11 protein-coding genes are annotated in these 12,145 nt (G+C 65.0%); 7 read left to right on the plus strand and 4 right to left on the minus strand.

Annotated elements, in window-relative coordinates:
- Positions 1-37: 37 nt before the first annotated feature.
- From fusA to QOD90_RS30050, 7 genes are all read left to right on the plus strand, one after another.
- Entirely contained in the window at positions 38-2,140 is a 2,103-nt protein-coding gene (gene fusA, locus QOD90_RS30020; protein WP_526355982.1) for an elongation factor G, read from the plus strand.
- Between the two features lie 104 nt (positions 2,141-2,244).
- Entirely contained in the window at positions 2,245-3,435 is a 1,191-nt protein-coding gene (tuf, locus tag QOD90_RS30025; RefSeq protein WP_526355984.1) for an elongation factor Tu, read from the plus strand.
- A gap of 138 nt (positions 3,436-3,573) precedes the next feature.
- Positions 3,574-4,305: a PP2C family protein-serine/threonine phosphatase gene (locus QOD90_RS30030; protein ID WP_526355986.1), complete on the plus strand. Its 732-nt coding sequence runs from the start codon at positions 3,574-3,576 to the stop codon at positions 4,303-4,305.
- A gap of 84 nt (positions 4,306-4,389) precedes the next feature.
- Positions 4,390-5,247 (plus strand): SHOCT domain-containing protein, encoded by an 858-nt coding sequence (locus tag QOD90_RS30035; protein WP_526355988.1) that lies wholly within the window; start codon positions 4,390-4,392, stop codon positions 5,245-5,247.
- A gap of 69 nt (positions 5,248-5,316) precedes the next feature.
- Positions 5,317-5,622 (plus strand): arginine deiminase family protein, encoded by a 306-nt coding sequence (locus QOD90_RS30040; protein WP_526355990.1) that lies wholly within the window; start codon positions 5,317-5,319, stop codon positions 5,620-5,622.
- Between the two features lie 146 nt (positions 5,623-5,768).
- Positions 5,769-6,614: a mycofactocin-coupled SDR family oxidoreductase gene (locus QOD90_RS30045; protein WP_526355992.1), complete on the plus strand. Its 846-nt coding sequence runs from the start codon at positions 5,769-5,771 to the stop codon at positions 6,612-6,614.
- Positions 6,615-6,675: 61 nt separating this feature from the next.
- Positions 6,676-7,410 carry a dienelactone hydrolase family protein gene (locus QOD90_RS30050; protein ID WP_526355994.1) on the plus strand — a complete coding sequence of 245 codons (735 nt, stop codon included), beginning with the start codon at positions 6,676-6,678 and terminating at the stop codon, positions 7,408-7,410.
- Positions 7,411-7,442: 32 nt separating this feature from the next.
- Here the strand turns inward: QOD90_RS30050 and QOD90_RS30055 are convergent, their stop codons facing one another.
- From QOD90_RS30055 to ddaH, 4 genes are read right to left on the minus strand one after another with little or no spacing between them, the layout of a single operon-like run.
- Positions 7,443-8,324 (minus strand): universal stress protein, encoded by an 882-nt coding sequence (locus tag QOD90_RS30055; protein WP_526355996.1) that lies wholly within the window; start codon positions 8,322-8,324, stop codon positions 7,443-7,445.
- A 31-nt stretch (positions 8,325-8,355) separates the two neighbouring features.
- Positions 8,356-9,858: an amino acid permease gene (locus tag QOD90_RS30060; protein WP_526355998.1), complete on the minus strand. Its 1,503-nt coding sequence runs from the start codon at positions 9,856-9,858 to the stop codon at positions 8,356-8,358.
- Positions 9,859-9,900: 42 nt separating this feature from the next.
- Positions 9,901-11,175 carry an ornithine--oxo-acid transaminase gene (rocD, locus tag QOD90_RS30065; protein ID WP_526356000.1) on the minus strand — a complete coding sequence of 425 codons (1,275 nt, stop codon included), beginning with the start codon at positions 11,173-11,175 and terminating at the stop codon, positions 9,901-9,903.
- Positions 11,172-12,065 carry a dimethylargininase gene (ddaH, locus tag QOD90_RS30070; protein WP_526356002.1) on the minus strand — a complete coding sequence of 298 codons (894 nt, stop codon included), beginning with the start codon at positions 12,063-12,065 and terminating at the stop codon, positions 11,172-11,174. Before ddaH ends, rocD begins: the two co-directional genes overlap by 4 nt.
- Between the last annotated feature and the right edge of the window lie 80 nt (positions 12,066-12,145).

Raw genomic sequence — 12,145 nt, forward strand, 5'->3', positions numbered from 1 at the left:
TCAACAACCAACAAGCAAGAAAGAGTGGGAAGACGCCGTGGCACAGGACGTGCTCACCGACCTGACCAAGGTCCGCAATATCGGCATCATGGCGCACATCGATGCCGGTAAGACGACGACGACCGAGCGCATCCTCTACTACACCGGTATCAGCTACAAGATCGGTGAGGTGCACGACGGCGCCGCCACGATGGACTGGATGGAGCAGGAGCAGGAGCGGGGTATCACCATTACCTCGGCCGCTACCACCTGCTTCTGGGACGGCAACCAGATCAACATCATCGACACCCCCGGGCACGTCGACTTCACCGTCGAGGTGGAGCGAAGCCTGCGTGTGCTCGATGGCGCCGTCGCCGTCTTCGACGGCAAGGAAGGCGTGGAGCCGCAGTCCGAGCAGGTCTGGCGTCAGGCCGACAAGTACGACGTGCCGCGCATCTGCTTCGTCAACAAGATGGACAAGATCGGTGCCGACTTCTACTTCACCGTCCGCACCATCGAGGAGCGCCTCGGCGCTCGGGCGCTGCCGATTCAGCTGCCCATTGGTTCCGAGGGCGACTTCGAGGGCATCGTCGACCTGGTCGAGATGAAGGCCAAGGTCTGGCGTGGCGAGACCAAGCTCGGTGAGACCTACGAGACCATCGACATCCCGGCCGAGCTCCAGGAAATCGCCGACGAGTACCGCACCAAGTTGCTCGAAACGGTCGCCGAGACCGACGAGGCCCTTCTGGAGAAGTACTTCGGCGGCGAATCACTCACGGTCGAGGAGATCAAGGGCGCGATCCGCAAGCTGACCGTCAACTCCGAGATCTACCCGGTGCTGTGCGGCAGTGCGTTCAAGAACAAGGGCGTTCAGCCCATGCTCGACGCCGTGATCGACTACCTGCCCTCGCCGCTGGACGTCGAGTCCGTGACCGGACACGTGCCGGGCAAGGAAGACGAGTTGGTCACCCGCAAGCCGTCGACGACGGAGCCGTTCTCGGCGCTGGCGTTCAAGGTTGCCACCCACCCGTTCTTCGGCAAGCTCACCTACGTGCGCGTCTACTCGGGCAAGGTCGACTCCGGCGCCCAGGTCATCAACGCGACCAAGGGCAAGAAGGAGCGTCTTGGCAAGCTCTTCCAGATGCACTCCAACAAGGAGAACCCGGTCGAGACGGCCGCGGCGGGCCACATCTACGCCGTGATCGGTCTGAAGGACACCACCACCGGTGACACGCTGAGTGACTCGCAGCAGCAGGTCGTTCTCGAGTCGATGACCTTCCCCGATCCAGTGATCGAGGTGGCCATCGAGCCCAAGACGAAGAGCGACCAGGAGAAGCTGTCCCTGGCCATCCAGAAGCTCGCCGAGGAAGACCCGACCTTCAAGGTCCACCAGGACTCCGAGACCGGCCAGACCGTCATCGGCGGCATGGGCGAGCTTCACCTCGACATCCTCGTCGACCGCATGCGTCGCGAGTTCAAGGTCGAGGCCAACGTCGGCAAGCCGCAGGTCGCCTACAAGGAGACCATCAAGCGCAAGGTCGAGAAGGTCGAGTTCACGCACAAGAAGCAGACCGGTGGCTCCGGCCAGTTCGCGAAGGTTCTCGTCAGCATCGAGCCGTTCACCGGCGAGGATGGTGCGACCTACGAGTTCGACAACAAGGTCAGCGGCGGTCGCATCCCGCGTGAGTACATCCCGTCGGTGGATGCCGGTGCGCAGGACGCCATGCAGTACGGCGTGCTCGCCGGCTACCCGCTGGTGAACGTCAAGCTCACCCTGCTCGACGGTGCGTACCACGACGTCGACTCGTCGGAAATGGCATTCAAGATCGCCGGCTCTCAGGTGCTGAAGAAGGCTGCCGCACAAGCGCAGCCGACCATCCTGGAACCGGTCATGGCCGTCGAGGTCACCACGCCCGAGGATTACATGGGCGAAGTGATCGGCGACCTGAACTCCCGCCGTGGTCAGATTCAAGCCATGGAGGAGCGCAGTGGTGCCCGCGTCGTGCGGGCGACTGTGCCGCTGTCGGAGATGTTCGGCTACGTCGGCGACCTCAGGTCGAAGACCCAGGGCCGGGCGAACTACTCTATGGTGTTCGATTCGTACGCCGAAGTTCCGGCGAACGTGTCGAAGGAAATCATCGCCAAGGCAACGGGACAGTAGTCAGCTGAAAGTTATCTGAAGTCCCGGCGCCCCAGCGGCGACGACACAACTGAAAACAGACCTACCTTTAAACAAGCACCAACAAAGTCCAGGAGGACACAGAAGTGGCGAAGGCGAAGTTCGAGCGGAACAAGCCGCACGTCAACATCGGGACCATTGGTCACGTTGACCACGGCAAGACCACGTTGACCGCAGCAATCACCAAGGTTCTGCACGACAAGTACCCGACGTTGAACGAATCGCGCGCATTCGACCAGATCGACAATGCGCCCGAAGAGCGTGAGCGTGGCATCACGATCAACATCTCGCATGTTGAGTACCAGACGGAGAAGCGTCACTACGCCCACGTCGATGCCCCCGGTCACGCGGACTACATCAAGAACATGATCACCGGTGCCGCCCAGATGGACGGCGCAATCCTGGTGGTCGCCGCGACCGACGGCCCAATGCCCCAGACGAAGGAGCACGTGCTGCTCGCTCGTCAGGTCGGCGTGCCCTACATCCTGGTCGCGTTGAACAAGGCCGACATGGTCGAGGACGAGGAGCTCCTCGAGCTCGTCGAGATGGAGGTCCGCGAACTGCTGGCCGCCCAGGAGTTCGACGAGGAAGCCCCGGTCATCCAGGTCTCGGCGCTCAAGGCGCTCGAGGGTGACCCGAAGTGGGTCAAGTCCGTCGAGGACCTGATGGATGCCGTCGACGAGTCGGTTCCGGACCCGATCCGCGAGACCGACAAGCCCTTCCTCATGCCCGTCGAGGACGTCTTCACGATCACCGGTCGTGGCACCGTCGTCACCGGTCGTGTGGAGCGCGGCGTTGTCAACGTCAACGAAGAGGTCGAGATCGTCGGCATCAAGCCGACCGTCACCAAGACCACGGTCACCGGCGTTGAGATGTTCCGCAAGCTGCTGGATCAGGGCCAGGCGGGCGACAACGTCGGCCTGCTGATCCGTGGTGTGAAGCGCGAGGACGTCGAGCGTGGCCAGGTCGTGGTCAAGCCCGGCACCACCACGCCGCACACCGAGTTCGAGGGCAGCGTCTACATCCTGTCGAAGGAAGAAGGCGGCCGTCACAAGCCGTTCCTGTCGAACTACCGGCCGCAGTTCTACTTCCGTACCACGGACGTGACCGGCGTCGTGACCCTTCCCGAGGGCACCGACATCGTGATGCCCGGCGACAACGTCGACATCGGCGTCAAGCTGATCCAGCCCGTCGCGATGGACGAGGGTCTGCGGTTCGCGATCCGCGAGGGCGGCAAGACCGTCGGCGCAGGCCGCGTTACCAAGATCATCAAGTGATCTGAATCTAGTCGCAAAGCGGCGCTCATCCGAAAGGGTGAGCGCCGCTTTCATATTGTGAACGCACTCCGCTGCAAAACGCCCACCGTCTGGCACGATGAGCGTGCTGAACAGGTGAATCGGGAAGGGTGGTGTGGATTGTCCGTTATCAACGTACGCGCGTTCAGTGACGTCGGGCTGGTGCGAAAGCGCAATGAGGACGCCATCCTGGTGGCGGGCTGGATCAGCCAGACGCGTGAAGGATCGCTCGTCACAATGGATTTCGCGCCAACGACTCCGTTCGTCTGTGCCGTCGCCGACGGCATGGGCGGCCACGTCGGGGGCGATCTAGCCAGCCGAGTGGCACTGACCGTCATCGCCGAGCAATCGACGAGCTGGCGCACCGAAGAGGACGTGGCGACGACGCTGATCGAGGCCAGCGAACAGGTGCGAGCGATCGGAGCGGACGCCGACCTGCGGGGGCTGGGAACGACCGTCGCCGGACTGTGCATCATCGACGACGGCATCGTCGTGTTCAACGTCGGCGACAGTCCGGTCTTCTCCATCACCGACGGTGTCCTGTCCCAAATCTCGATCGACGACTCGGTCTTCGATTCCAACGGCAGGCCGACGAACATCATCACGCAGTCGCTCGGTCAGTACCTGGCGGTGGAGCCGCACGTGAAGGTGCTTCCCCTAGCGGCCGGGACGTACCTGATGTGCTCCGATGGAGTCAGCGGGGTGATGACGCCCGAGCAACTGAGCACGACGGTTCGTCAATCCGACCTCGACGACTGCGCCGCCGACATCATCGCCACGACACGCGAGAACGGCGCCCACGACAACTTCTCGTTCATCATCGTCGAGATCCCCGACGGAGCCATCAGCTAGCACCCAGGCGGACAATCGAGCCGAAATTCGCGCCGTTGACGATAGTCTGACCTGCAAAGCCGCTGGCTGACGAGGAGCGTGGCAATGTTGGGGCGTTACGTAAAGGCGCAGCTGATGGTGCTGCTGTGCGGTGGGCTCGTCGGCCCGATCTTCTTGGGCGTGTACTTCGTAATCGGCCGGGGGATGTTCGGCAACGTCCTGGGTTGGATGCTCTACGTGGGTCTGTTCATCACGGCGGCAGACATCCTGATCGCTCTGGCACTGGCGAACTACGGGGCCAAGTCCGATGCGAAGACGAGCATGCTCGAGGCCAACGGGGTGTTGGCGCTTGCTCAAGTCACGGGCATCGGCGAGACGGGCACCAGGATCAACGAACAACCGCTGGTGAAGGTCAACCTGCACATCGAAGGGCCCGGGCTCACCCCCTTCGACGCTCAGGACAGGGTAATCGCTTCGGTCACCAGGCTGCCTCTGATCACCGGACGCAAGCTGGTCGTGCTGGTGGACCCTGCGACCAATCAGTACCAAATCGACTGGAACCGAAGCGCTTTGGTTGGTGGCATGGTGCCAGCACAGTTCACGTTGGCGGAGGATGGCAACCGCACCTATGATCTTTCCGGGCAGGCAGGCCCACTGATGGAGATCCTGCAGATCCTCAAGGCCAACGGCGTGCCGATGAACGGCACCATCGACATCCGGTCCAACCCGGCGGTCCGCCAACAGGTCATGAACGTGGTCAGGCGCGCAGCCGCGCAACAGGTTCCGCCCCCCGTCAGCCCGGCGGGTTCGTACGCGCCGCCGCCCCCGCCTCCGCCCCCCGTGGCCGCGCCCGAACCGTCCACCGCTCAGCGACTCCAGGAACTGGAGACGTTGCGCGCCATGGGCACCATCTCCGATGCGGAGTACGCCACCAAGCGGCAGCAGATCATCTCCGACCTCTGACCGGGGCCAATTCCCAAGCAGAACAACCGTTTCGTCACGACACGCAGTCGGCACCAGGATCATCGAAGGATGACGCAAGCTGCGAACGAGCCGGCGGCTCTCGGTGTGCATTCCGAAGTCGGCAAGCTTCGCAAGGTGCTGGTGTGCTCGCCCGGCCTGGCCCACGAACGCCTTACCCCCACCAACTGCGACGATCTGCTGTTCGACGACGTGCTGTGGGTACACGCGCGCCGCGACCGCAATACCCATACCAACTCGCTGCTGGGCAAGGCAGGCATCGAGGTCATCACCATCGTCGGTGCCGAGCTGGGCCGAGGTCGCGGTGGCGGGCACTGCATGACCTGTCCGATCGTTCGCGACCCGATCGACTCCTGACCGTTCTAGAACACGTTCCAGTTCGACTGCTAGCCTGAGCACTGATTACTCCCGCGCGCGAGCGTGCGCGTCTGCACGCGACACGCCGCGAAGGAGTGGCACCACACGCACGCTCGCGTTGCGCAGGTCGACGAAAGGGACGGTTGATGGCTGGAACACTCGAGGGTCGCGTGGCGTTCGTGACCGGTGCGGCACGCGGGCAGGGCCGTGCACACGCGGTGCGGCTGGCCAGCGAGGGTGCCGACATCGTCGCCATCGACATCTGCGGGCCGGTCTCCGAAACGATCACCTACCCGCCCGCGACGTCGGAGGAACTGGCCGAGACCGCGAGCGCCGTCGAGGCAACGGGCCGCAAGGTCCTCGCACGCGAGGTCGACATCCGCGATCTCGCCGCCCAGCAGCAGGTCGTCGCCGACGCGATCGAACAGTTCGGTCGACTCGACATCGTCGTCGCCAACGCCGGCGTGCTCAGCTGGGGTCGGATGTTCGAGATGTCGGAAGAGCAGTGGGACAGCGTCATCGACGTCAACCTGAACGGAACCTGGCGCACGATGCGCGCCGCGGTGCCCGCCATGATCGAGGCAGGCAACGGCGGATCGATCATCATCGTCAGCTCGTCGGCGGGCCTCAAGGCCACTCCCGGCAACAGCCACTACGGAGCCTCCAAGCACGGGCTCGTCGCCATCACCAATGCACTGGCGCTCGAGGCGGGGGAGTACGGCATTCGGGTCAACTCGATCCACCCGTACTCGATCGGCACGCCGATGGTCGAACCCGAAGCCATGATGGAGATCTTCGCCAAGTACCCGACATACATCCACAGCTTCTCGCCGATGCCGTTCCATCCCGTCAACCACAATGGCAAGAAGGGTCTGCAGGAATTCATGACGCCTGAAGAAGTTTCGGACGTCGTGGTATGGCTGGCCGGCGACGGCTCGGCGACGATCTCCGGTTCCCAGGTCGCGGTCGACCGCGGCACCATGAAGTACTGAGCGGCGATAAGCGCTTAGCGAACGCCGTTCCCCCGCTGGACGGAATGGGTACGTTCGCGTCATGACTTCCCCGGCGACCCACGCGTTCGACTACACCCTCGATGGCCTCGACTGCGAGGCGGTGATGGTGTCCGGCGACGACGACCACGCGCCGACGGTGCTGGTGTTTCACGGCATGGAGGGTCGCAGCGACGCGCAGGTCGAGTTCTGCGGTCGCCTCGTCGACGCGGGGTACCGAGCAGTGGCCGTCGACATCTTCGGCCGCGAGGTCAGCGCCGGTGGCCGGCCTGACCTAAAGCTGGAGGCGGGCGCAGCGGCGATGGCCGAACTGATGCAGGATCGGGACGCATTGCGGGACAGACTGATCGGTGTCCTCGACATCGTCACCGCACTTCCGTCCGTCGACCGCGATGCCACCGCGGCGATCGGATTCTGCTTCGGCGGCCTGTGCGTGCTGGACCTCGCCAGGCACGGTTCAAGTCTCAAGGCCGTCGGAAGCTTTCACGGCGTGCTCACCCCGCCGCCAAACCCGCCAACCGAGCCGATCTCCACCAAGATCGCGGTCTACCACGGCTGGGAGGACCCATTCGCCCCACCGTCGGACGTCCTCGCGCTCGCATCGGAGTTGACGGCCCGGCGGGCGGATTGGCAGCTACACGCCTACGGGCATGCCATGCATGCGTTCATGGCGACCTTTGCGAACGACCCCGAGCGCGGGATCATGTACGACGCGGCCACGGCCCGTCGCTCGTGGGACAGCCTGCTCGACATGCTCGCCGAGACGTTTGGTCGCTAGGCCCCGCGGGCTGGAGCGCAGCGACCGGGGAATCAATTGGGCAGGACCAACACCGGGACCGGGCTGTGGCGCACGATCTTCGTGCCCTTCGATCCGAGGAACACCCGCGCGATTGCGCCCTGCGGTGACGTACCGATGGCCAGCAGTTCGCCGTCGTCCCAGTCGGCCGCGTCCAGCGCCTGATCCCAGCCGTTTCCGGTGACGACCTGAAGCTTGACGTCGTCGCCGACGATGCCATTGGTCTTCAACGCCGCCAACGCTTCTCGCGACGCGAGTGCCCAGGATTCCAGGATCGACGACTCCGCATCAAGGCCGACCTCTGGCGGATACATCGTGCGCCCCCTGACGGCGAACGTGATGACCCGCAGGGGGATCTCGAGCTGCGCCGCAAGGGCGGCGCAGCGCTCGACGACGTGCAGTGAGTCGGCCGTGCCGGGGTAGGCCGCGGTGACTCGGGTCAACCCGTGCGACTTGGAACCACGGTAACCCCGCGGGCAGATCGCCAACGGCACCGGCGACGAGTGCAGCAGTCGGTCGGCCGTCGAGCCGACCACGACCTGACCGAGGCTGCCGTCCGCCGCCGAACCCAACACCAGCGCTTCGGCTTTGAGGTCGGCGACGGCGGCAAGCAGGCCGCCAGCGGCCGACCGGTGGGCGTACTTGTGGAAGCTGACCTCCAGCGTGGGGTCGAGAGTCGTCACGCATTGCGCGCCCTGGGCGGCGGAGTCGGCGGCCAGCCGATCGGCGTACTGGGCGTACTCGGCGTCGATGCGTGCCGGCGACGGCGTGGTCCACGGCTTGGGCACCACGGTGACGACGGACAGCGACGTCTTCAGCGTGCGGGCCGCCTCGACTCCGAGGTTCAGTGCGGACAACCCGGCCTTGCCCGCCAGATATCCGACGACGACTGTCATGCGCGATCCGCCTTCGCTCCTCGCTGGAAAGTCACGGGGCATCCTTTGGCGGAGTGACGATTTCGACGTCGTCGACACCAGGCGCGGCAGACGGGATGATGCCATCGCCGCCGTCGTTGAGAGCGCTGTGATGCCGACCCCAGAGCAGGTAGTAGATGAGGACGATCGTGACCCAGCCGCCGAACGCCAGCCACGTGTACCAGTGCAGGCTGTACAGGATGTAGCCGCACGCGATGATCGACAGCACCGGCGTAATCGGGTACAGCGGTACCTTGAACCCGCGTGGCAGGTCTGGCTCGCGACGACGCAGGATGATGACGCCGAGCGAAACGACGATGAACGCGGTCAGCGTGCCGATCGAGACCATGTCGGCGAGCTTGTCCAGGGGGATGAAGCCCGCCAGGATCGACACGACGATGGCCACGACGATGGTGTTGTTCACCGGCGTCATGCTCTTCGGGTTGACCTTGGCGAACATCGACGGCAGCAGGCCGTCGCGACCCATGGCGAACAGGATGCGCGTCTGGCCGTACATCGTGACGAGGGTTACCGAGAAGATCGAGATGACCGCCCCGGCCGCGAGCACGGTGCTCCAGCCCTTGAATCCGGTGACGTCGTCGAGGATCTGGGCCAAACCGGCCTCCTGTCCCTCGAATCCCGTCCAGTCCTGTGCGCCCAGCGCGGCGAAGGTGACGAGGATGTAGATGCCGGTCACGATCAGCAGTGCGGCGATGATGGCGCGCGGCATGGTCGTCTGTGGATCCTTGACCTCGTCGCCCGCCGTCGATACGGCGTCAAGGCCGATGTAGGAGAAGAAGATCGTGCCTGCGGCGAGTCCGATGGCCCCCGCGCCCATGGGGGCGAAGTTGGCGAAGTGGTCGGTGGTGAAGCCGGTGAACGCGATGACGGAGAACATCGCCAGCACGCCGAGCTTGATCAGCACCATGATCGTGTTCGCCTTGGCCGACTCGGAGGCGCCCCGAATCAGCAGCAGCATGCACATCACGACCAGCACGATCGCCGGTAGGTTGATGATGCCTGGGTCGGTGTCCCACGGTGCCGCCGTGATCGCGTGCGGCAGGCTGACGCCGAAGAGGTTCTCCAGCAGCTTGTTGAGGTATTGGCTCCAGCCCACGGCGACCGCGGCGGTGGACACGCCGTACTCGAGCAGCAGGCAGGCCGCCACGCCCATGGCGACGAACTCGCCGAGAGTCGTGTACGCGTATGAGTACGTCGACCCGGAAACCGGTACGGCCGAGGCCATTTCCGCATAGCAGATCGCGGCCAGGCCGGCTGCGATACCGGCAAGCACGAATGAGAGGAGCACCGCCGGCCCGGCCTCCGGCACCGCCTCGGAGAGCACGAAGAAGATACCGGTGCCGACGGTGGCGCCGACGCCGAACATCGTCAGCTGGAATACGCCGATCGTGCGCTTGAGCTCCACCGAGGCGCCATGAGCAACCGGCGCGCCCAAGATGGGGCGACGCCGCAGCATCTGCTCGGTCAGGCTTACCGTGGGTGGGGGTGACGCCATGATGCCTCCTGAGCGATTGCTGCGAGCGCAAGTGAGAAGAACTTAACCCCGGTCGGCGAGGACGGCAGCGAACCGATCCGCGGCCCAATGAATCTCCTCCGCGGTGATGACCAGCGGTGGTGCGAAGCGCAGCGTCGAACCATGCGTGTCCTTCACCAGCACGCCCCGTTCGGCCAGGAGCATGCTGATCTGCTTCCCCGTTCCGAGTCGCGGGTCGATGTCGACGCCCGCCCACAGGCCCATGCCGCGCACCGCAAGGACGCCGTGTCCGATCAGCGCTCGCAGCCTGCCGTGCAGCACCTCACCGAGTTCGGCTGAGCGGGACTGGTATTCGCCACGCTGAAGCATCGCGACGACAGTGGTCCCGATGGCGGCGGCCAAGGGGTTGCCGCCGAACGTCGAGCCGTGCTCGCCTGGGTGCAGGACCCCGAGCACGTCACGGTTGGCGACGACGGCGGACAGCGGAACGACGCCACCCCCGAGGGCCTTGCCGAGTAGGTACATGTCGGGAACGACGCCCCAGTGGTCGCACGCGAACGTCCGGCCGGTGCGAGCCAGGCCGGCCTGGATCTCGTCGGCGATCATCAGCACGTTGTGGTCGGTGCACAGCGCGCGCACCCGGGGCAGGTACTCGTCGGGCGGCACGATGATGCCCGCTTCGCCCTGGATGGGCTCGAGGAGGACGGCGACGGTGTTCTCGTCGATCGCCGCGGCCAGGGCGTCGGCGTCACCGAACGGCACCGCGCGGAAACCCGGGGTGTACGGCCCGAAGCCGCGGCGTGCGGTCTCGTCGTCGGAGAAGCTGATGATGGTCGTGGTACGGCCGTGAAAGTTGTTGCGCGCGACGATGATGTTGGACTGGTCGGTCGCGACGCCCTTGACGTCGGTGCCCCACTTGCGCGCCACCTTGATACCGCTCTCGACGGCCTCGGCACCACTGTTCATCGGGAGCACCATGTCCTTGCCGCACAGGTCGGCGAGTGCCGCGCAGAACGGCCCGAGCTTGTCGCTGTGGAATGCCCGACTGACGAGTGTGACGGCGTCGAGTTGGGCGTGCGCCGTTGCGATGACCTCGGCATTGCGGTGGCCGAAGTTGACCGCCGAGTACGCGGCGAGGCAGTCCAGGTAGCGGCGGCCCTCGACGTCGGTGATCCAGACGCCCTCGGCTGTCGCGGCAACGACGGGAAGGGGCGAGTAGTTGTGTGCCGCGTACTGGTCGTCGACGGCGATGGCGGCCGACGAGCGCTCGCGCGAGGAGTCGACTGGCACTGCGGTGACGTCTCCCGGTTCGGTCATGACGGTATCCAGGATGGTCACGAGTACACCTCCAGCGTGCAGCATTTGACGGATCCGCCGCCCTTGAGCAACTCCGACAGATCGATGCCGATCGGCTCGAAGCCTGCCTCGGCGATCTGCTTGGCGAATCCGGTTGCGTTGGAGGGCAGTAGCACGTGCTTGCCGTCGGAGACGACGTTGAGCCCGAGGACGTAGGCATCGGCCGAGGCCACCTCGATGGCGTCGGGGAACAACCGCTGCAGCTGTGCCCGCGCGTCGTCACTGAAGGCGGGCGGGTAGTACGCGATCGTGGTGTCGTCGAGCACCGCCAGGGCGGTGTCGAGGTGGTAGAAACGCGGGTCGAGCAGTTCCAGGCTGTGGACGGGCAGCCCGGTGATCTCGGCGACCTCGGCGTGAGCCCGCTGATCGGTCCGAAAGCCGTGCCCCGCCAGAATCATTGAGCCGACGACCAAGAGGTCGCCCTGGCCCTCGTTGGTGTGGCGGGTGTACCTGGGCTCGAGACCGTGGCTGCTCATCCACTCGGCGTAGGCAACGGCCTCGCCCGCGCGCTGCGGGTAGGCGAAGCGGGCGACGACGGCCTTGCCGTCGACGATCAACGCGCCGTTGGCGGCGTAGACCATGTCGGGCAGGCCCGCGACGGGTTCGACCATCTCGACGGTGTGTCCGAGCGCGCGGTAGGTCGACCGCAGGGTTTCCCACTGGCGAACCGCGAGGGCGGTGTCGACGGGCGTCGACGTGTCCATCCACGGGTTGATGGCGTAGGAGACGGTGAAGAACGTCGGCGCCGTCATGGCGTATCGGCGGAGGCGGGATTTACGGACTCGCGGATCTTGGTCCCGTCGCTGCGCTCGCCCCGGTGTCGTTGCGGCGACATCGAACGCCGGAGTACCGGCGAAATCTGAAATCGTCATGAAATAGACGATATGTGGCGCCCGCCACGCAATCAATCACCACTTATTGCGTATTGGTGCACATTCTGTTGTGGCAAAGG

The sequence above is a fragment of the Mycobacterium sp. genome, assembly GCF_032161845.1.
GTDB lineage: Bacteria > Actinomycetota > Actinomycetes > Mycobacteriales > Mycobacteriaceae > Mycobacterium.